We start from the raw sequence: 21115 nt of genomic DNA on the forward strand, positions 1-21115 counted from the left end.
TCCATCAGAAAAGGGCTGCGCGGCCGTTTCAGCCGCGCAGCCCGGTCAGGTCAGCGGATCAGTTGCCGAACACGATGCCGACGCCCGCGCGGACGATCGTGCTGTTGCCGCCCGCACTCGACACGCCGAGGTTGTAGTTCACCGTGCCCTTCTCGTTCCAGCGCGAAACACCCACGCCGAGCGCCGCCGTGCCGCGATAGCCGGCTACGCCCGCGTTGAGCGTCGTGCGTCCGGGCAGATATGGCGTGACGATGTTCAGCGCCGATGCGGACGCGATGCCGCGGCGGTTGTCGCGGTCCATGTCCTGCATGCTCTTGTAGACGCCGCCGATCGCGCTGTTCATCTGACCGACGTTGACCGCGTCGGTCGCCGCCGTGCCTGCCGCGACGTTGGTGATCTGCCGCTCGCTTCCCGCAGCGCCCACCGACACGCTGTTGTCGCGATCGGCCACCGAGTTCGCACCGAGCGCGACAGCGTTCCCCGCCGGCGCCGATGCCGCCACGCCGAGCGCGACCGACTGATCGCCCGCCGTCGACGTGCGAGCGCCGATTGCGATCGCCGCGTCGCCGGACGCGCTCGAGCCGTTGCCGATCGCGATGGCGTCCGCGCCCGTCGCCGTACCCACGGGCAGATCGTGAACGACAGCCGCAGGCGTGATCGCCGCCGGCGCGAAGTTCGTGATCTGCGACGACATATAGCTCTGCATTTGCCGCAGGTTCACGGCATCGAGCGCGTCGGTGGCATCGGCGACGTTCTTCAGCTGCGTCGGCGAACCGCCCATGTTGAACGTGACGCTCGACTTCGACGCGTTGTCGTAACCGACAAAGGCGTTGGTCACGAGACCCGTCGACGGATCGACGGAAATGCCCGCCGCCTTCAGCTGCTTCAGGTTGACGGCGTCGCTGTCCGCTTTCGCGTCGGCGACGTTCGTCAGCGTGACGGGCGTGCTCGCGCTCGCGCCGCCGAGCGTGACCTTGTTGCGCGCCGACGAGTCGTACACGAGCCCGTTCGGATTGCCGCCTGTAGCGAGCGCGGAATCGACGGCGGCAAGTGCACCGCCGACGCTGCTGTACGTCGATCCGCCGATCGCGTAAGTGGGCGCCTTGACCTTGCCGTCCGCACCGACCGACGCGCCGTTGCCGAGCGCGCCCGCGACCGTGCTGGCCGTGTTGTACAGCTGCGCGCCGTTCACTGCGTCCGTGCTGCCCGACGTGAGCAGGCCTTGCGCGACGTTCGTCAGTTTGACTGGCGAGGTTGCGCTCGTGCCGCCCAACGTGAGCTTGTCGTGCGCGGACGTGTCGTAGGAAACGGCATCGGGCAAAGCGGAACCGGATGCCGCGGCCGCCGCGAGCGCGTTGCCGACGTCGGAGTACGTCTTCCCGCCGATCGTGTAGACCGGCTTCTTGACCGAGCCGTCGCTGGCGATGTCCGCGCCGCCGCCGAGCGCATTCGTGACGCCCTTCAGTTGCGAGACATTCACTGCGTCGGTGTTCGACGTGCCCGCCGCGACGTTGACGATCTGCCGCTGCAACGTGTCGCTGCCGACGGAGATCGTGTTTGCCCGCGAGGCGATCGACGCTGCGCCGAGGGCGACGGCGTTCGAGGCCGAGGTGGTCGTCGCCGCCTCCGCGCCGAGCGCAATCGAGTTGCCCCCGTTGGCGATCGACTTCGCACCGAAGCTCAACGACCCGGCGCCTTCCGCATCCGCCATAAAGCCGAGCGACACGCCATTGGTCGCGCCGAACCCAGTCGATGCGCTTGCGCCGATCACAGTCGAACCGATGGCGAGGGCAGCAGCGCTCTGGCCGACGGCTGTGGTGCTGTCGCGCGCTGCTGCCGCACCCGCGCCGACCGCCGTCGTCTTGCTGCCGTTGGCAGCCGACATCGCGCCGACCGCAAACGAGTTGGTGCCCGCTGCGCTCGAGCCCGCCCCGATAGCCATCGCGTTGGGATCGTCGGACGCCTGCGCGGCACTGCCCGCCGCGACGTTCGAACTGATCGCGATGTAGTCCAGCGCGTTCGCCGCACCGAGCAGCGTGGAACGTGGCGCATTGCTCGAACGCGCCAGCTTGTCCTGCATCGCGTTGAGCTGTTCCACGGTGACGGCGTCATTGGCATCGACGCCGTCGGCCACGTTGGTGATACGACGCTTCAGGTCTATCGCGCCGACCGACACGACATTCTCGTCGTTCGTATAGGAGCCTGAACCGAGTGCAACGGATTTCGCGGATCGCGCATAGGCACCGTAGCCGATTGCCACGGCTTCCTCACCGGCTGCGCGCGCGCCCGTTCCGAACGCCAGCGCAAGATTCGCTTGCGCTGCGGAGGCCGAGCCAATGGCGATCGAGAAATCGCCCAGAGCGTGCGCTTCAGGGTCATCGGCGGGATCCTTCACGGACACCTTGATGTACTTCGTATACCCCGTCAGGCCGACCACCGACTTGTCCATTGCCGACAACGCATTGCCCACATCGTTGTACGACGTTCCGCCGACCACGTAAGTCGGCGCTCCGATCGTCCCGTCGCTGCCGGGCGCCGCACCGCCGCCGAGCGCCGCCGCCGTCGAATTCGCGACGTTGAAGAGCTGCGAGCCGTTCACGGCATCGCGGCTGTTCGCGGCGATCGAACCTGCCGCGACGTTCTTCAACGCGACAGGCGAGGTCGCCGTCGTGCCGCCCAGCGTCACGATGTTGCGTTGCGTTGCATTGTCGTACAGCACGGCAGACGCGAGCACACCGCTCGACGAAGCATCGACGGCCGATTTCAGCTGGCTCACGTTGACGGCATCGGTCGCGGCTGCGCCCGCTGCAACGTTCGTCACGCGCCGTTCGTTGCCCGCCGATCCGACGGACACTTCGCCGACGGGCGCCGTGCCTTCCAGCGTAGATGTGCCGGGCTGATACGCGGATGCAATCAGATTGGCGTTCGTCGACGAGCCCGCGCCCAGTGCCACCGAATTCGCAGCGCTGGCCTGCGCGTTGTTGCCGAGCGCAATCGAGCCTGCCTGCGCCGCCTGCGCGTGCGCGCCGATCGCCACGGCACCCGTGTCGCTCGCCTGCGCTTCGCCGCCGATCGCGATCGAATCGCTTGCCGCCGCGCTCGAATCGTCGAGTGCCGAATTGGCGTGGAAATACTTGATGCCGCCGCCAAGCGCGATGTTGTTGATCGTATTCGTCACATTGAGCACATTGCCAGCAACGTTCGCGACGTTCTGGTTCGTCTGGTACAGCTGCGAACCGTTGACGGCGTCGGTGCTGTTGGCGTTCAACGCGCCGGCAGCCACATTGACGATCTTCGTGCCGCTCGCGCCCTTCAACGTGACCGTGCCCTTCGACGCATCGTCGTACGCGACGAATGCGCCCGTCACGTTGCCGTTGTTGTCGAACGATGCACCGAGGTCTTTCAGCTGCTTCAGGTTCACGGCATCGGTGTTCGCGCTGCCTGCCGCGACATTCGACAGCTTCACGGCCGACGTTGCGCCCGCGCCGCCGAACGTGACCTTGTTCTTCGCCGCGCTGTCATACGCGACAAACGCGCTCGACACGTTGCCGTTGTTGTCGAACGATGCACCGAGGTCCTTCAGCTGCTTGAGGTTCACGGCATCCGTGTTCTGCGTGCCGGCCGCGACATTCGTGATCTGCCGCTCCGCACCGCCCGCGCCCACAGACACGCTATTCGCGCGATCCGCGAGCGAACCCGTGCCGAGCGCGACGGCATTCGTCGCCGTCGAACGCGCGTTGCTGCCGATCGCGATCGAGTTGTCCATCGTCGCCTGCGCATTGCCGCCGATCGCCACCGAATTTGCGCCGCCTGCCTGTGAGTCGGCGAGATCCGAAGTCGCGTGGAAATACTTGAGGCCGCTGCCGCCCGCGAGATTGTTGAGCGTGTCGCTCATGTTGTTCACGTTGCCCGCGAGGTTCGCCACATTGCCCGCGACGTTCGCGACGTTCTGGTTCGTCTGGTACAGCTGCGAACCGTTGACCGCGTCGGAGCTGTTGGCGTTCAGCGCGCCTGCCAGCACGTTCGTGATCTTCGTGCCGCTCGCGCCCTTGAGCGTGACCGTACCCTTCGACGCGTCGTCATACGCGACGAACGCGCCCGTCACGTTGCCGTTGTTGTCGAACGATGCGCCGAGGTCCTTCAACTGCTTAAGGTTCACGGCATCGGTGTTCGCGCTGCCTGCCGCGACGTTCGAGAGCTTCACCGCCGACGTTGCGCCCGCGCCGCCGAAGGTGACCTTGTTCTTCGCCGCGTTGTCGTACGCGACGAACGCGCCCGACACGTTGCCGTTGTTGTCGAACGACGCACCGAGGTCTTTCAGCTGCTTGAGGTTCACGGCGTCGGTGTTTTGCGTGCCGGCTGCGACGTTGGTGATCTGACGTTCCGCACCGCCCGAGCCGACGGACACCGTGTTCGCGCGATCCGCGAGCGAACCCGTGCCGAGCGCGACCGCGTTCGAAGCCGTCGAGCGCGCGTTGCTGCCGATTGCGATCGAGTCGTCCATCGTCGCCTGCGCATTGCCGCCGATCGCCACCGAATTCGTGCCGCCTGCCTGCGAATCGGCAAGCGCCGAGTTCGCGTGGAAGTACTTCAGTCCACCGCCGTCGTTCAGATTGTTCAGCGTGTCGCCCATGTTGTTGAGCGAGCCGGACAGATTCACGACATCCTGATTCGTCTGATACAGCTGCGAACCGTTGACGGCATCCGTGCTGTTGGCGTTCAGGGCGCCTGCCAGCACGTTTGTGATCTTCGTGCCGCCCGCGCCCTTGAGCGTGACCGTGCGTTTCTGCGCATCGTCATACGCGACGAATGCGCCCGTCGCGTTGCCGTTCGTGTCGAACGATGCGCCGAGGTCCTTCAGCTGCCTCAGGTTTACGGCGTCGTTGTCGCTCTGGCCAGCCGCAACGTTCGACAGCTTCACGGCCGAAGCAGAACCCACGCCGCCCAGCGTCACCTTGTTATGCGCACTGGAGTCGTATTTGACAGCGTCGGTGATATTGGGGCCGACGCGCGATGCAGCGTCGATAGCCGCGCCGACATCGTTGTACGTGAGCCCGCCGATCACATACGACGGCTTCGTCACCGAACCGTCGCTGCCGATGGCCGCGCCACCGCCGAGCGTGCTCGTCACGCCCTTGAGTTGCGACACGTTGACGGCATCCGTATTCGACGTGCCCGCCGCGACATTGACGATCTGACGCTCCGCGCCGCTCGCGCCGACGGACACGGTATTCACACGATCTGCCACCGATCCGCTGCCGAGCGCAATCGCGTTCGACGCACTGGCGCGCGCATTCGCGCCCAGCGCGATCGCATTCGCTTCCGCCGCTTGCGCCGCGCCGCCGATCGCAATCGAATCGCTGCCGCTCGCGCTCGAATCGTCGAGTTCAGAGGTGGCGTGAAAATACTTGATGCCGCCGCCAAGCGCGATGTTGTTGATCGTGTTCGTCACATTGAGCACGTTGCCCGCGACGTTCGCGACGTTCTGGTTCGTCTGGTACAGCTGCGAACCGTTGACAGCTTCCTTGCTCGCCGCGTTCAGTGCGCCCGCGGCCACATTGGCGATCTTCGTGCCGCTCGTGCCCTTCAGCGTGACCGTGCCTTTCGACGCATCGTCGTACGCAACGAATGCGCTCGTCACGTTGCCGTTGTTATCGAAGGATGCGCCAAGGTCTTTCAACTGCTTGAGGTTCACGGCATCGCTGTTCGCGGTGCCTGCGGCGACGTTCCGGATCTTCGTGCCGTTTGCGCCCTTGAGCGAGACGCTCGCGTTCGACGCATCGTCATACGCGACGAACGCGCCCGACACGTTGCCGTTGTTGTCGAACGAAGCGCCGAGGTCCTTCAACTGCTTCAGGTTGACGGCATCCGTGTTCTGCGTGCCCGCCGCGACATTCGTGATCTGCCGCTCCGCGCCGCTCGCGCCGACGGACAGGCTGTTCGCGCGATCCGCGAGCGAACCCGCGCCGAGCGCGACGGCACTATTCGCCGTCACGCGCGAGTTGCTGCCGATTGCAACGGCGTTCGATGTCGTCGCCTGCGCATTGCCGCCGATCGCCACCGATTCCGCACCCGCCTGCGAATCGTTGAGCGACGAGTTCGCGTGGAAATACTTGATGCCGCCGCCGCCGTTGATGTTGTCGAGCGTGCTGTTCGCGTTGTTCAAACCGGCGATCACGTTCGCGACGTTCTGGTTCGTCTGATACAGCTGCGAGCCGTTGACAGCTTCGAGGCTCGACGCGCTCAGGTTGCCCGCCGCGACGTTTTTGATCTTCGTGCCGCCTGTGCCCTTGAGCGAAACGCTCGCGTTCGAGGCATCGTCGTACGCGACGAATGCGCTTGTCACGTTGCCGTTCGTATCGAGCGAAGCGCCCAGATCCTTCAGCTGCTTCACGTTCACAGCGTCGGTGTTCGCGCTGCCTGCCGCGACGTTTGTCAGCTTCACAGTCGACGTTGCGCTCGTGCCGCCGAGCGTCACCTTGTTGTGCGCGCTCGTGTCGTATCGGACGGCATCGGGCGAGCTTGCGCCTGCTGCCGCCGTGAGCGCCGTGCCGACGTCGTTATACGTTGTTCCGCCGATCACATACGACGGGTGTGCAACCGAGCCGTCCGCACCGACGCTCGCGCCGCCGCCGAGCGCCGTTGTGACGCCCTTGAGTTGCGAGACGTTGACGGCATCGGTGTTCGCTGTGCCCGCCGCGACATAGGCGATCTGGCGCTGCGTCGTTGCGCTGCCGACGGAGATCGTGTTCGCGCGATCCGCGACCGAATTGGTGCCCAGTGCGATCGAGTTCGCCGCTGCCGCCGTTGCGCCCGTGCCGAACGCCATCGCGTTGCTGGCGGAGTTGAGGACGAGCGCGTTGTAGCCGAGCGCCACCGAGCCCGCACCGCCCGCAATCGAGTACGAGCCGAAGCCCATCGAGTTGACGCCTTCCGCATCCGCCATGTAGCCGATCGACACGCCGTTCTGCGCGTTGAAACCCGTCGACGCGCTCTGGCCGACCACGGTCGAGTTGATCGCAAGCGCGGCGGCGCGCGAACCGACAGCCGTCGATCCTGCGCGCGCGGCGCCCGAGCCTGCGCCCACTGCGACGGCATTCGCGCCCGACGCATTCGCCGAAGGACCGATCGCCATCGCGTTCAGATCGTTCGATACCTGGGTCGGCGAGCCTGCCATCACGTTCGGGCTGACCTTGATGTAGTCGAGCGCCGAGGTATCGGTGAGCAGCGCCGAGCGCAGCGCGGGCTGCGACTGCACCGACAGCGACTTCTGCAGCGCGGTCAACTGACCGACTGTCGCGGCGTCCGTTGAGTTGATGCCGTCTGCGACGTTGGTGACGCGCTTCTCGCCGCCCTTGCGTCCGACGGACACGGTGTTGGGGTCATACACCTGCGCATTCGAGCCGATTGCCACCGAGTCGTCGAACTGCGCGCGCGCACCCGAGCCGATTGCGACGGCACGATCGCCCGACGCATACGCCGCGCCGCCGATAGCCGTCGTTTCGACGCCGTTGGACAGCGCCTGCGAAGCCGTCGACGTCACCTTCACGTACTTCGCCGTGACCTGCACGTCCTTGCCGACTGCGCCGATCGCGTTGATCGCGCTGCCCATGTCGTTGTAGGTGACGCCCGAGATCACATAGGTAGGCGCGGTGAGCGTGCCGTCCTGGTTGACGGAAACACCCGCGCCGATCGCGCCCGCGATGCTGTTCGTCGTCGCGAACATCTGCTTGCCGTTGATCGCGTCGGTGCTGCTCGCGCTGATCGCGCCGCTCGCGACGTTCGTCAGTGCAACGGGCGCGTTCGCGAGCGTGCCGCCGAGCGTCACGCTGTTGTGCGCAGCCGTGTCGTAATTCACGCTGTTCGCGGAGCCGCCGCCGTTGCCGCCGCCCGCCGCGAGTGCGTCGAGCGCCTGCCCGACGTTGTGATAAGTCTGGCCGCCGATCGTGTAGCTCGGCGACGTGATCGAGCCATCGGCGGTACTGGCGCTCGCATTGCCGCCGAGCGCCGCCGCCGTGCTCTGAGCCAGCGCACTCACGCCGCTGCCGATGTCGTTGAAACCTTGCTGTGTCGCTTGGGCGAGCTGAAACATCTGCGAGCCGTTGATCGCGTCGGTGCTGTTTTGCGTGATCGCGCCGGCAGCGACGTTCATCAGCTGCACGGGATGCGCCGCGCCGACGCCGCCCAAGGTCAGCGCAGCATGCGACGCCGAGTCGTAGACGACGGCATTCGGCAGCACGCCGCCCGTCAGCGCGTTCTGCACCGTCGTGTTCAACTGCGCGACGTTGACGGCGTCGTTGTCCGACGTGCCCGCCGCCAGATGCGTGATCTGCCGGTTGGTCAGATCGTTGCCCACGGAAACCGTGTTCGCGCGATCGGCGATCGAATTGGAGCCGAGCGCGACCGAGCCGTTGGCGAGCGCCGTCGCATTGCCGCCGATCGCAACCGTTTCCTGACCCGCTGCCGAGGCATCGGCGAGAGCGGACTTCGCGTGGAAATATTTGAGGTCTGTCGGCAGCACGACGTTGTTGCCGCCATTGCCTCCGCCTCCTCCGCCACCACCACCGCCGCCGTTGACGCCCGCAAGCGCTGCATTCAGCTGGTTCACGTTGACGGCGTCCGTCCCCGCCGAACCCGCCGCGACGTTGACGATCTGCCGCTCGGCGCCTTGCCGGCCCACGGACACCGTGTTGCTGCGCGTCGCGACCGAGCTTTCGCCGAGCGCAACCGAGCCGCCCGCGAGCGCGGCCGCATGCGAGCCGATCGCGGTCGATGTCTGCGCGGACGCGAGCGCGTGTCCACCGATGGCGACGGTGTAGATATCCGCAGCCTGCGCGTCGCCGCCCACGGCGACGGCATGATAGAGACCATCGGCCTTCGCGTTCACGCCCATCGCGACGTTGGCCGCGCCTTTCGCGAGCGCTGCGCCGCCGATCGCAACAGGACCGTTACCGGTGTTGGAGCCTTCCGAGCCATACGTGGCGCCGTCGCCGCTGACGCCATTGGCTTGCGCGCCGCCGCCGATTGCGATGGCGTCGCCGCCGCTCGCCGACGAGTCGCCGAGATTCGACGCGACGTGGAAGTACTTCAGGTTGTTGCGGTCGTAGGTGTACGCGTACGCATCCTGCGCGTTGACGCCGTTGTACGTGATGTTCGTCGTACTTCCGCCTCCGCCGTCGGCGCCGCCGCAAAAGATCAGAAAGCAGAACCAGTCGCTCTTCGGTGCGGGCGCCGCGAGATTCGCGGCGCTCGAAGTCGGCTTCGGCGTCAGCGCGGGATCGGCTGCCCACGCCGCGCCGTATGACCCGAACGTGACGGCCGACGCCAGCGCCGCCGATGCAATGTTGAGCGCGCAGCGGCTCGATTTCTTGCCATGCGCGCGCGTGTTTTCCGCTGCGGCGACATAGGTGCCTGACGCCTCGTTCCACACAGACTTATAGGTTTTATTCATGCCTCGCGTTTTCCCTTGAATGGACGATGAATCGAATCGAATCGGATGACAAGGCCGCTTTAAAACGCTGTTGCCGATTCGGGTTCGTCTGGGAAATCTAGTCGCGAGCGATCCATTTAAATATCAGTGGAAAAGGCGTCGCGTGTAGGAATTTACCGGCTCTTTGCAGGGAAAATGGAAGGTTGTAATGCCTTCATGCGTTTTCGTGAAAGGCGAAGCGCAATCTGTCGGTCAGGGCCTTGTGTGGTATGGGTGAGACGCCAGATTAATCTCGTGCTCTATTCGGAAAATGGGTGATATGGATGCGGAAATTTCTCACTCCATATTCAGTTTGACGTTTTTATACTGGCCACCTGCCTGGTTAGGAAATATCGAATAACGAGGCGATGAATTGAAAGTCGTACCGGTCACTTCCTTTAATCGATTCTGATTTTATTGCTATGAAAATCTCTATTAAGCGTCTTCGCAAACAGGCCGGTCAGGGCATGACCGAATACATCATCATCGTGGCGCTGATCGCGGTTTCGGCGATTGCCGTGTATGCGTCGTTCGGCAAGACGATCCGCGAGCAGACGGCCGGTCTCACGCACGAAATGTCGGGCACGGATAGCACGTCCGATATCAACGACGCACGCGCCGCAGCCACGGACGGCAAGAGCCAGGCCGACAAGAACAAGGGCATGGGCGCGTACGGCAGCGACGGCAGCCTGACGACGGGCAACAAGTAAGCGTCGCGCGGCTCGTCATCATGAAACGCACGGCCCGTCGGCGACCGGATAACCGAAAGAGCATGCATGCCGGCCAGGCACTCGTGCCGGTGCTGCTGTTCCTGCTGATCGGCGGGATCGGTCTGTATGTCGCCTTCGGGTCGTTCCAGATGACGAGCGCAAAGATCAAGCTGCAAAACACGGCCGACGCCGCTGCGTACAGCGCGGCCGTGCTGCAGGCACGCGACTACAACTTCTCCGCCTACACGAATCGCGCGATGGTCGCCAATCAGGTGAGCGCCGCGCAGGTGGTCGCGTTGAAGTCGTGGATCGACGAACTCGACAACACGTATATGGGCAATCCCGACACCGAGCAACTCGTGACGACCTTCGCCGATCATCCGGCGCTGTGGCGCACGCCGAACCAACGCGGGCGCGCCGACATCGCGCCCGTGCGCGCGACGCTCGATGCACTGCTGCCCGCCGTCGCGAAAGGCATCGGCGGCATTACGCGCGCGCTCAGCGACGCGCAGACCAACTATCACGCCGCGATTTTCGCGGCCGTGCCCGATGTCGCGAACGACGTCGCGCAACGCAATCAGCCTGACACGCACGTCACGTCCGGTTACTTCACGAGCCCACGCAACGCCGCACAGCTGGCGACGTGGCAGACGTATACGCGCGTCGTTACGCCCGCAGGCAATCTCGACGCCGATCATTTCGCCGACGTCGTCACCGATCCGACGACGCTCGACAACTTCGTGAAAGCGCGTGTGTCGTCGCGCAGCGTCGCGCCGAACTATCAGCAGCTCGACGATTCGAGCGCGCGCTGTCCTGGCGGCGGACGCATCGCGATTCGCGTCGCGCATGTCGGCGGCACGCAATTGCGCAGCGACAAGAAGGGCTGGCAGTCGATGGACGCGAGCACTGCGCACATCACGATCACCTGCGTCGATACGTTCGACGCCATCGCGGGCCACGGCGGCAGCACGAACGGCGACGTGGACAGCTACATGACGCATCCGCCGTTCGTCGCGTGGAGCGACTGGAAGGGCTACGGCGGCTATATGAACTTCGGCGATCCGGACAGCACGCAACCGGGCATGAACGTTCCCGCTGCAATGGCCGAGCAGTTCACGCTAGGCCCGGGCGCTTCGCTCGATACAGCTAATGGCGGCCTGCTGCCGTATCAGGACATCGTGCTCGCGCCGCTCGCAAGCGAAGCGCCGCGTATCACGATCGAAGTGGAGCGTGACGCGGGCAGGCTCGTGAAGGCCCCGGGTCTTGGCGGCGCGGGTCGCATGCGTGTCGACAACGGCAGCGCGAGTGGCGCGATGCGCACGCTGGCGAGCGCGCATGCGTACTTCGTGCGTCCGTCGGCGGACTCGCTGGGCGACAGGCTCGCAGGCGCGTTGCTCGATGCGGGCGCGTGGCAGCGCGACGATGGCAAGACCGAGTACCCGAGCACGTTCAGCCCTTACTGGCAGGCATCGCTTGCGCCCGTCCGCGCGGAGGAGCGCGCCGCTGCGCAGGCCGCGCAGCTTCCATCGGACGCGGCACGCGCGACAACGCCATGACGCAGCACATGAAACGGCGTGTCCGTGCGCAATCCGGCCAGGCGCTGGTGGAATTTCTCGTCGCTACGATGCTCGCGACGAGCGTGTTGCTGATGGCCGTCGTCATGCTCGGCAAGTTCAACGACATCCGCAACCGCACGCTGATGGGATCGCGCTACGCGGCGTGGGAACGCACCGTGTGGATCGACGGAGCCGCGAATGACTCGACGACGCGCGACTGGTACGCGCGTTTCGGCAGCGACGCGTTGCAGGTGCAGAAAAGCGATCAGCAGATACAAAGCGAGTTGCTGTCGCGTGTGGTCGCGGGCAAGAACCTCTCGCAGCCCTCGATGTGGAAAGACGCGAGCGGCGCAGCGTTGCTCGACGATGCGCGCGATGTCGTCGTCAGCACTGGGCAATCCGATTTGTCTTCGTCGCTCGATGCTTATACGTCGAACGGTTTTGGTTCGATGCCCACGGCTGTAGGCGGCGCGCCGTTCGCCGCGACGCTCGATCTGCCGTCGCGCACGCTGCAATCGGCGAGCTTGCGCATCGCGACGGGCATGCATAGCGATGCGCTGCGGCGTCTGTGGAAGGGCTTCGACGGCTTCGCTGTCGACGATACGAATGCGCTGCTTACCAACACATGGTCACCCGAAGGCGCGTCGCGCGCTCAAGCGTTGTTCGCGCAGGCCGTGCCCGCTGCAAACGCGCCGTTGATCGCGCCTTCGCTGTATCAGCCGTTGCGCGTGTATGCACCTGAAATCGATACGCTCGAATTCGGCCGCATTCGCGCCGATGTGGTTCCTGCGGACAGGTTGTCGCGATGAACGTTCTTTGCTTGGCTCTTGTCGTCGCATTCATGCCGCTGCAAGTTCTGGCGGCCGGACCGTCGTGCGACCGTCAGCCCGTCCACGCAGAACGCGTGCAGATGATCGGACGCGACATGCTCGTCGAAGGCGTGCCGGCGTCCGTGTACGGCATGGAATTCAACGGGACGTCCGACGATGTGTCGAGCGAATTCCGCGCGTTCTGGACCCGCGCACACGTGCCCGCGATGGGACGCCGCGACGCGTCGGGCCTGCTGCTCGCCGCGCTCGATGGTGCGTGTCATTACGTGCTCGTCATTCCGTCGCGTGGAGAAAGCGGCCCGACAAAAGGGCTGATGAGCGTCATGCGTCTCGATGGCACGGGTGCGGCACATCGCGTCGATGCTTCGCGTGTTCCGCTGCCTTCAGGGGCGCGGACGGTGTCGGACATCGAAAGCCGTGACGGGCGGCAGGCAGGGCGCACGCGGCTGCTTGAGCTATCAGGCGAAGCGAACGACAACGCGCGACGTTACGCGCGCCAGCTGGAGCAAACAGGCTGGCGCGTCGTCGCGCAGATGCCCGCGCTGCAACTCGACGGATCGCAGCGCGCAAAGGGCCACGCGCTCGCGATGCAGCGCGTCGGCGAGCGGATCGATGCCGTGTTCTCCAACCGCAACGGACAGACGGAGGCCGTGATCCATGCGACAACGAGCCCTTGAAAACAGGCGTTTGCGTAACAGCAGGCAGCGCGGTCAGGCGGCCGTCGAGTATCTCGTCGTGACGGCCGTGATCGTGTGGGAGCTGGTTCACGGCGGCGATGAGTCGATCGTCAGCCAGCTTTGCGCAGCGTTCAAGTCGCTTTATCGCGCGTACAGCTTCGTACTTTCCTTACCTTAACCACTTCGCTTCGAATCAGATGTTCAGGAAGATCAAGATTCATTCGCTGCTGGGCAATGCCTGGCTCCTGCTGCTCGTTGCCGTGCTGACGGCGTGCGCGCTGACGTGGTTTGTTTATCGCTATCTCGGCGAACGCGAGGCGCATGTGCGCGCCGAAGTGACGGGCAAGCTCACGCAGCGCGGCGTCGAAGTCGTCGTGCCGCGCCGCGATGTGCCGGTCGGCACGCCGCTGTCGAGCGATGCGTTCGTATCGCGTGAGATTGCCGCCGATCTCGTCTACGACGACATGGTGCGCGTCGATGCCTTCGACGCATTCCGCAAGGCGAAGCTCGTGCGCGCCGTGATGCACGGACGGCCGCTGCGCATGAGCGATATCGACGCGCTGCGCGGGCGCGATTTCTCCGACACGCTGCCCGCGGGACAACGCGCATTGACGCTCGAAATCGACGCGGTGAATTCGACGGCATCGATGCTGCGGCCGGGCAATCGCGTCGATCTGTATTGGGTCGGCACGCAAGCCGATGCATCGGCGGGCGACGGCAAGGCCGTGCGGCTGCTCTTGCCCGATGTTCAGGTGCTCGCGACAGGCCAGAGCGTGAAAGCGCGCAATGCAAGCGACGCGGATGAAGCAGGCAACGCCTCACGCTACGACACCGTGACCATGCAAGTCCCTGCCGCCGACGCGCCGCGCATCGTGCTCGCGCAAAAGATGGGCTCGCTGCGTCTCATTCTTCGCAACGCGGAAGACAACGCAGTTGGTCCGCCCGTCGCGTTGACCGAAAGCGATGTGTTTTCGACGGCGCGCGTAGCGAAACACGAGGCTGTCGAAGTGATCGCGGGCGGCGGCTCGGGCGCGGCTACGGCGAACGTCGCGCAGGTCGCGCCGATGTCATCGGGCGCCGCGAGCGAGCCCGCCTCCGCGTCGTCGACGCTATTCGAAAGCGCCGCCGTCATCGCGAAGCAACTGCAGCAACACGACACGCGCCGCGTCAGCGGCCAGAACTAGCAGAACATTCATGAAAGCAGGTTTCCATTCGATCGCGCTGCGATGCTTCGCGAGCGCAGCACTCTTCATTGGCGTAGTCGCATTCGATGCGAACGCCGCGCAGCGCAGCATCATTGAAAGCGCAGCGCAAAGCGCCGCCGTGCTCGATCTGTACAAAGGCGAGGTGCGCATGCTGAACGTGCCGGGCACGATCAAACGCATCGCGATCGGCAACGGCAAGCTCGTGACGGCGAATGTCGTCGATGGACGCTTGATGTTGCTTGCGGAAAGCGCGGGCATCACGTCGCTCGTCGTGTGGAACGAACGCGGCGTCGCGTTGCAGACGACCGTGCGCGTCGCGAAAGGCGACGTCGGCACGTCGGCGGCGCAATTGCGCAGCGTGCTTGCGCCGGTGCAAGGCTTGCGGGTGCAGGAAGTCGGGCCGAACATCGTCTTGACGGGCAGCGTGCATCGCGACATGGCGTCCGCCGTGAAAGCCGCGATCGCCGACATGACGAACGTGATCGATACGACGACGATCGACGAAGGCGACGCGCTCAAGAAAACCCTGCATTTCAAGGTGCAAATCATGGAAGTGACGCGCACCGGGCAGAAGGATATCGGCATCGCGTGGGACAGCCAGTTCGCGGGACCGCAAGTGTCGGGGCAGGGCGTCGTGGGGTCCGGTGTGACGAGCGGCGCGAACTTCCTGTTTGCGGGCATTGCATCGACGATCACCTCGCGCATCAACTTCGCGATCAACAACGGCGACGCCTTCATACTCGCTGCGCCCGAATTGAACACGAAGAGCGGCGGCACGGCATCGTTTCTGGCGGGCGGCGAAGTGCCGATTCCGAAGGCGGGCGCGCTCGGCACGACCGATGTCGAATACAAGCCGTATGGCATCCGGCTGAACATCAAGCCGGTGGTGGACGCGAACGACATCATCTCGGCAACCGTGCAGACGGAGATCAGCCAGCTCGATCCGTCGGTGTCGTATGGCGGCTTTCCGGGTTTCCTCACGCGCAGCGCCAGTTCGGATATCTCGTTGCGTGCTGGCGAAACGATCGCTATTTCGGGCCTTGTCAGCGCGGACGCGGTGAGCGCATCGGCGGGCATGCCGTTTCTCGCCCGCCTGCCGATCATCGGGCAACTGTTCCGCTCGGACAATTTTCGCGCGAAGAACAGCGATCTCGTGATCTTCGTGACGCCGCTGATTTCCGACCCTTCGCGCGAACCGAATACCGCGCTGCTGGCGCGCGCGCAGGAAGGCGCGCGGCGCTATGCGGATCAGTACGGCGCGCGCAGCCCGCTCGATGCGCCCGTTGCAGCGCCTACGCCGCAGACCGCGCCGCTTCTTCCCTCACACTGACGAACAACATGCTGAAACTGCAAGTGCAATCGCGCAATGCGCCCGCACGTTCCGTCCACGTCGACGGGATGTGCACGATAGGCCGCGACGCCACCAGCGATATCGTGATCAAGGGCATGCTGGTGGGCCGCACGCACGCGCGCATCGTGAAGGACTTTCATGCGTGGTATGTCGAGGATCAGGGCGGTATCGTCGCGACGACGGTGAACGGTGCGCCAGTCGTTCGCTATGGTCCGCTCGTCGAGGGCGATCAGATCGAGATCGGCATGACGGTGCTGAAAGTCGAAGCGATGCAGGTGGCGCGCGCCGATCGTCTGGGACACGACACGCAGCCTGCGATGGGCGAACGCGCTTCTGTCGATGCCGACATGTCGGTAAATATCGCGCCTTCGCGTGCAGCCGCGCCGCAACGTATCGCCCCGATCAACAGCACGGAAGGCATCGAGCTGCGCAAGCTGCTGCACATGAAGGTGATCGATGCGCTCGATCTGCGCCGCCTGAACGTCGCGCGGATGGCCGATGACGAATTGCGCACCACGGTCAGCGACGCGCTCGACGACATCCTCGCGCGCGACGCCGGTTTTCATCGCACGGACATCCCATTGCCGACGCTCAAGAAGAGCGTGTTCGACGAAATCATTGGACTCGGTCCGCTCGAAGAACTGATCGCCGATCCGACGATTTCCGAAATCATGGTCAATCGGCACGATGAAATTTTCATCGAGCAGCAAGGGCGTTTGCTGCGCTCGCCCGTGATTTTCACCGACGAACGCGCGGTGCTCGGCGCGATAGAGCGCATCGTCGCGCCGATTGGAAGGCGTATCGACGAGAGTTCGCCGATGGTCGACGCGCGTCTCAGAGACGGCTCGCGCGTGAACGCAGTGATTCCGCCGCTTGCGCTGAAAGGGCCGAGCATGACGGTGCGAAAGTTTCCGCAGCACAAGCTGCGCGGCAACGATCTGCTGTCGTTCGGCTCGATGTCGCCGGCGATGCTCGCGTTCTTGCGCAAGGCGGTCGAGCATCGCGCGAACATCGTGATTTCGGGCGGCACGGGTTCGGGCAAGACGACGCTGCTGAACGTGCTGTCCGACTATATCCCCGATGACGAGCGCATCGTGACTGTCGAAGACGCTGCCGAATTGCAGCTATCGCAGCCCAATCTCGTCGCGCTCGAAACGAGACCGGCGAACCTGGAAGGCAAGGGTGCCGTCACGATCCGCGAACTGGTGCGCAACTGTTTGCGGATGCGGCCTGATCGCATCGTGGTCGGCGAATGTCGGGGCGGCGAAACGCTCGACATGCTGCAGGCGATGAACACGGGCCACGATGGTTCGCTGACCACGGCGCACGCGAATTCGCCGCGCGATTGCATCGCGCGTCTCGAAGTGATGACGCTGATGGCGGGACTCGATCTGCCCGTACAGGCGATACGCGAACAGGTTTGCGCGGCCGTCGACATCATCGTGCAGCAGACCCGCTTCTCGTGCGGCTCGCGGCGCGTGACGCACGTCACGGAAGTAAGCGGCATCGAGTCGGGCGTGATCCAGTTGCAGGATGTGTTCGTGTTCAGAGAGGCCGGCCTCGACGAGAACGGCAAGATTCTCGGGCAATTCGTGCCGACGTCGTATATCCCCGATTTCTATCAGGATCTGATACGTCGCCGCATTCCCGTCGATACCTCGATTTTCACGCACAGAGAGTGAGGCTCGGCTGATGACTCTGCTTCTCGTATCCGTGTTTTGCGGCGCGTCGATCGCGCTCTGGCTGGTTGCATACGCTGTGCGGACCGCGCTTGCGAACGGCACGCGTCATCTCGCCAGCGAAGTCGAACGATCGCTCGCCGATGCCTTCGTATTCGTGAACCGCCAGAAGGCCGCCGCCGCGACGTTGGCCGCCATGATCGTACCGCCTGTTCTTGCGCTACTGCTGAGCGGCAGCGTGCTGGTCGCGCTCGCGTCGCTGCCCTTCGTGTGGTTCGTGCCGCGAAGGATGCTCGCGTGGATGCGCGCGCGGCGCATCCGCACGCTGGAGCGCCAGTTGCCCGACATGCTGTTGATGATCGCGGGCGCGGTGCGTGCCGGCGCGAGTTTTCCGATCGCGCTCGAAAGCGGCGTGCAGGAATCGTCGCCGCCGATCTCGCAGGAATTCGATCTGCTGCTGCGCGAGATTCGCCTCGGTATCGATCTCGACGACGCGATGCGCAACATCGAAAAACGCATACCTGTACCCGACTTCATGATGGTGACGGCGGCCGTGACGATATCGCGCGAGGTCGGCGGTAATCTTGCCGAAGCGCTCGAATCCGTTGCGCGTACATTGCGCGACAAGCTGCAGATGGAGGGCAAGATTCGCGCGCTCACTTCGCAAGGACGCATGCAGGGCATCGTGATGACCTGTCTGCCGCTCTTCCTGATGATGGTGCTGCGCGCGATGGAGCCCGTCGCGATGGCGCCGCTCTTCACGTCGCCGATCGGCTGGACGACGCTCGCCGTGATTGCGGTGATGGAATTGCTCGGCTATGTATCGATTTCGCGCATCGTGCGCATCAACGTGTAGACGGCCATGCTGATAGTGTCGATTGCGATTGGAGTGGGCTTCGTGCTGATCTGCGTGCTCGCGCTGAATGCGGCTCACCGCCTGATGCGCAACGTGCCGCAGGAAGATCGAACGTGGCTCGATCCGTTGCCGCCGCTGCTGCGCTTCATCTGGCCCGCCGTCAATTTCGTTGCGTACTACTGTGCCGACTGGTTCAGCGCGCGCCTGATCTCGCGCACCGATGCACAACTGCGTCTGACGTCGCTTAACTTTCTGATGAACGCGCGGCAGTTTCTGGCGTTGTCGATGGTGTCGTCGATCAGCGCTTTGCTGCTTGCTTTGATGACGATGCTGGCTAGCGGGCTGTTTTCAGCAGCCGTTCTGCTTCTGACGATATGCGTGGGCTTTTTCTATCCCCGTCTCTGGATGCGCGACGTGCGGCGGCGTCACGTCGCGACGATGCGGCGCCAGTTGCCGATTTATCTCGACTTCCTGACGCTTGCCGTCGAAGCGGGCCTCAACATCAACGGCGCTATTCAGAAGGCCGTCGAGAAGGGTCCCGATGGTCCGCTGCGACGCGAATTCGAACACGTGCTGCGAGATCTGAAGTCGGGCCTGAATCGCGCCGATGCGTTGCGGCGTCTCGATGAGCGCCAGCGGATCGGCGAAGTGTCGAACCTCGTTCGCACGATCGCGCAAGCGGATCGGATGGGTTCCGGGCTCGCGAAAACGTTGCGCTTCCAGTCCGAACAGCGGCGCTCGGAACGCTTCCAGCGCGCGGAAAAACAGGCGATGGAAGCGCCCGTCAAGCTGGTGTTTCCGTTGCTCGTGTTCATTTTTCCTGTGACGTTCATCGTGCTCTGCTTTCCGATTGCGATGAAGTTCATGCAGGAGGGGCTGCTGTGAAGCACGGGCGTTTGATCCATCGCGGCGAAGAGAGCCGCATTGGGGTCGAAGTCGCCGACAGGTCAATCGAACGCATGCGTGGCTTGCTCGGCCGCTCGGCGCTCGACGCGGATCGTGCGCTGTGGCTCGAACCGTGCAATGCGGTGCACACGTTCGGCATGCGCTTTCCGATCGACGTGGTGTTCATCGACAAACGCGGCTGCGTGCTGTCCGTTCATTGCAATGTGAGCCGTGCGCGCATGCTGGTTTGCTGGCGAGCGAGAAGCACACTCGAAATGCGCGCGCATGCGGCGAAGGCGTTACAGATCGAGGTGGGCGATTCGCTTGAATGGAGGGCGTCGGCGTGACGAGGCGCTTCTCAAGCAAAAGCCGGATGAAGGGGCAGGGCATGACGGAGTTTCTCGTCGTCGCGCCGCTGCTGTTGTTCTTCGGCTTCGTGACCGTGCAGTTCGTGCTGCTGTATCAGGCGAAATCGACGCTCGATGTCGCCGTGCTCGAAGCCGCGCGCGAAGGCGCCGTGAATCACGGCTCGATACAGGCGATGCAGGCGGGGCTCGCGCGCGGACTCGCGCCGCTGTATGCGCACCGCGCCGATGCAACGGGCGCGCAGGCTGCGCTGATTGCCGGGCAACGTGCGGTGTCGGAGGCGTCGTCGATCGAGATCGTCAGCCCGACGGCTGCAATGGTGCGCGACTTTGCGCGGCCGCGCTTCTATCCCGGCGAAGGCATCGCGCACGATGAAATTCCCAACGACACGCTGATGTATCGCGACACCGCGCATGGCCTGGAATCGGACGTGGATGTGCAGGACGCGAATCTGCTGAAGCTGCGCGTTCACTACTGCTTCGATCTCATCGTGCCCGTGGCGAACAAGGTGCTGTATTACGCGACGAATGTGATCGGCAATATCGCGGCCAATGGCGTGTTCTCGCGCGAACCGGCGGACGCGAATGTCGATGTGTACGGCTCGCCGAAGCGTCCCGACAGTTTGTGCAGGACGACGCTCGCGGACGGACTGCGCAGCCAGCGCTGGCCTGTGGCGCTGGAATCGGAGGCGATCGTACGGATGCAGTCGCCGTTTCGCGCGGCGGCGCGCTGATGCATCGCGCGATGCTGGCCGCGGTGCTGGTGTGGGGCGCGAGCTGCCATGTCTGCGAAGCGAAAGTGGCGGCGCATGTGGAGATGCTGATCGGCGGATCGAATGAAGCCGATGCAGACGATGCGGCGGATCAACCGCTGATCGTCGAATTCGGCGAGCCCGGCGCGCGTTCGAAAGTGCTCGCATGGACACCGCTTGTCGAGCAGGTAGCGAAGCGCATCGGTGTCGATCAGGCGCTGCTGATGGCCGTCATCGACGTCGAATCGGGCGGCAATCCTGTCGCCGTGTCGCTGAAGGGCGCGCGAGGCCTGATGCAACTGATGCCGCAAACAGCCCTCGCACAAGGCGCAAGCGACCCGTTCGATCCGTATCAGAACGTCGTGGCGGGCGCGCGGCTGCTCGATACGCTGCTCGCCACGTTCGGCGATCTGTCGCTGGCGCTAGCCGCGTATAACGCGGGCGAGGGCGCGGTGCGCAAGTATGGTGGCGCGATTCCGCCGTATGCGGAGACGCAGCGCTATGTGCGGCGGGTGATGGAGCGGGTGGCGGCTTATCGGCGTTGAGCGGCGAGCGTCGTGTCGTGGGCGCACTTCAGTAATTTCATGCTATTCGCATGGATGGTGTTCTTTTAAGAGTCTCCTCATTCACATGCTTTGCACACCAACCGACGATAAAAGCCGGTGCGAGAATTCGCTCGTCTGTCTGTCGTAGCCGGCTGCTGATCGGGCCGCTACGCGCGGTCCGTTGCCGTTACGGGTAGCTAGGAACGTACGAGCGAATCCTGTCGAAAAAGCGGAG

14 protein-coding genes are annotated in these 21115 nt (G+C 64.3%); 13 read left to right on the forward strand and 1 reads right to left on the reverse strand.

All coding sequences use genetic code 11. The annotated features are described in order from the left end of the window. Window positions 1-58: 58 nt before the first annotated feature. Window positions 59-9451 carry an ESPR-type extended signal peptide-containing protein gene (locus QEN71_RS17450; protein ID WP_201648183.1) on the reverse strand — a complete coding sequence of 3131 codons (9393 nt, stop codon included), beginning with the start codon at window positions 9449-9451 and terminating at the stop codon, window positions 59-61. Window positions 9452-9891: 440 nt separating this feature from the next. Here QEN71_RS17450 and QEN71_RS17455 point away from each other — a divergent pair, with 440 nt between their 5' ends. The 13 genes from QEN71_RS17455 to QEN71_RS17515 are packed head-to-tail and all read left to right on the forward strand — an operon-like array spanning window position 9892 to window position 20880. Further along, window positions 9892-10179 carry a Flp family type IVb pilin gene (locus QEN71_RS17455; protein ID WP_201648175.1) on the forward strand — a complete coding sequence of 96 codons (288 nt, stop codon included), beginning with the start codon at window positions 9892-9894 and terminating at the stop codon, window positions 10177-10179. A 20-nt stretch (window positions 10180-10199) separates the two neighbouring features. Further along, entirely contained in the window at window positions 10200-11735 is a 1536-nt protein-coding gene (locus QEN71_RS17460; RefSeq protein WP_201648173.1) for a pilus assembly protein TadG-related protein, read from the forward strand. Between the two features lie 8 nt (window positions 11736-11743). Next, window positions 11744-12544 carry a hypothetical protein gene (locus QEN71_RS17465; RefSeq protein ID WP_233471675.1) on the forward strand — a complete coding sequence of 267 codons (801 nt, stop codon included), beginning with the start codon at window positions 11744-11746 and terminating at the stop codon, window positions 12542-12544. 32 nt (window positions 12545-12576) lie between these two features. Then, window positions 12577-13242, forward strand: coding sequence for a hypothetical protein (locus QEN71_RS17470; protein ID WP_233471673.1), 666 nt, complete (start codon window positions 12577-12579; stop codon window positions 13240-13242). Then, entirely contained in the window at window positions 13223-13420 is a 198-nt protein-coding gene (locus tag QEN71_RS17475) for a hypothetical protein (RefSeq protein ID WP_201648168.1), read from the forward strand. Before QEN71_RS17470 ends, QEN71_RS17475 begins: the two co-directional genes overlap by 20 nt. Window positions 13421-13439: 19 nt before the next feature. Beyond that, window positions 13440-14426, forward strand: coding sequence for a Flp pilus assembly protein CpaB (cpaB, locus tag QEN71_RS17480; RefSeq protein ID WP_201648165.1), 987 nt, complete (start codon window positions 13440-13442; stop codon window positions 14424-14426). A gap of 10 nt (window positions 14427-14436) precedes the next feature. Next, a complete protein-coding gene (locus QEN71_RS17485; RefSeq protein WP_201648163.1) occupies window positions 14437-15777 on the forward strand; it encodes a type II and III secretion system protein family protein in 1341 nt (446 codons plus the stop codon). Window positions 15778-15785: 8 nt separating this feature from the next. Beyond that, on the forward strand, window positions 15786-17480 hold the full coding sequence (locus QEN71_RS17490; protein WP_201648161.1) for an ATPase, T2SS/T4P/T4SS family: 1695 nt from the start codon (window positions 15786-15788) through the stop codon (window positions 17478-17480). 10 nt (window positions 17481-17490) lie between these two features. Further along, window positions 17491-18333: a type II secretion system F family protein gene (locus QEN71_RS17495; RefSeq protein WP_201648152.1), complete on the forward strand. Its 843-nt coding sequence runs from the start codon at window positions 17491-17493 to the stop codon at window positions 18331-18333. A 6-nt stretch (window positions 18334-18339) separates the two neighbouring features. Further along, window positions 18340-19218 (forward strand): type II secretion system F family protein, encoded by an 879-nt coding sequence (locus QEN71_RS17500; RefSeq protein ID WP_201648144.1) that lies wholly within the window; start codon window positions 18340-18342, stop codon window positions 19216-19218. Continuing rightward, window positions 19215-19565, forward strand: a complete 351-nt coding sequence (locus QEN71_RS17505; RefSeq protein ID WP_201648142.1) for a DUF192 domain-containing protein — start codon at window positions 19215-19217, stop codon at window positions 19563-19565. Before QEN71_RS17500 ends, QEN71_RS17505 begins: the two co-directional genes overlap by 4 nt. Before the next feature lie 41 nt (window positions 19566-19606). After that, a complete protein-coding gene (locus QEN71_RS17510) occupies window positions 19607-20317 on the forward strand; it encodes a TadE/TadG family type IV pilus assembly protein (RefSeq protein ID WP_233471671.1) in 711 nt (236 codons plus the stop codon). Next, on the forward strand, window positions 20317-20880 hold the full coding sequence (locus QEN71_RS17515; RefSeq protein WP_201648138.1) for a lytic transglycosylase domain-containing protein: 564 nt from the start codon (window positions 20317-20319) through the stop codon (window positions 20878-20880). Before QEN71_RS17510 ends, QEN71_RS17515 begins: the two co-directional genes overlap by 1 nt. The last annotated feature ends 235 nt before the right edge of the window (window positions 20881-21115 follow it).

The sequence above is a fragment of the Paraburkholderia sabiae genome, from assembly GCF_030412785.1.
In the GTDB taxonomy this organism is placed as follows: domain Bacteria; phylum Pseudomonadota; class Gammaproteobacteria; order Burkholderiales; family Burkholderiaceae; genus Paraburkholderia; species Paraburkholderia sabiae.

Coding starts and splice junctions, on each gene's coding strand:
- QEN71_RS17495 (WP_201648152.1), top strand. CDS start 17,491: ATGACTCTGCTTCTCGTATCCGTGTTTTGCGGCGCGTCGATCGCGCTC.
- QEN71_RS17500 (WP_201648144.1), top strand. CDS start 18,340: ATGCTGATAGTGTCGATTGCGATTGGAGTGGGCTTCGTGCTGATCTGC.
- QEN71_RS17475 (WP_201648168.1), top strand. CDS start 13,223: ATGCGACAACGAGCCCTTGAAAACAGGCGTTTGCGTAACAGCAGGCAG.
- cpaB (WP_201648165.1), top strand. CDS start 13,440: ATGTTCAGGAAGATCAAGATTCATTCGCTGCTGGGCAATGCCTGGCTC.
- QEN71_RS17485 (WP_201648163.1), top strand. CDS start 14,437: ATGAAAGCAGGTTTCCATTCGATCGCGCTGCGATGCTTCGCGAGCGCA.
- QEN71_RS17470 (WP_233471673.1), top strand. CDS start 12,577: ATGCCGCTGCAAGTTCTGGCGGCCGGACCGTCGTGCGACCGTCAGCCC.
- QEN71_RS17515 (WP_201648138.1), top strand. CDS start 20,317: ATGCATCGCGCGATGCTGGCCGCGGTGCTGGTGTGGGGCGCGAGCTGC.
- QEN71_RS17460 (WP_201648173.1), top strand. CDS start 10,200: ATGAAACGCACGGCCCGTCGGCGACCGGATAACCGAAAGAGCATGCAT.
- QEN71_RS17490 (WP_201648161.1), top strand. CDS start 15,786: ATGCTGAAACTGCAAGTGCAATCGCGCAATGCGCCCGCACGTTCCGTC.
- QEN71_RS17465 (WP_233471675.1), top strand. CDS start 11,744: ATGAAACGGCGTGTCCGTGCGCAATCCGGCCAGGCGCTGGTGGAATTT.
- QEN71_RS17450 (WP_201648183.1), bottom strand. CDS start 9,451: ATGAATAAAACCTATAAGTCTGTGTGGAACGAGGCGTCAGGCACCTAT.
- QEN71_RS17510 (WP_233471671.1), top strand. CDS start 19,607: ATGACGGAGTTTCTCGTCGTCGCGCCGCTGCTGTTGTTCTTCGGCTTC.
- QEN71_RS17455 (WP_201648175.1), top strand. CDS start 9,892: ATGAAAATCTCTATTAAGCGTCTTCGCAAACAGGCCGGTCAGGGCATG.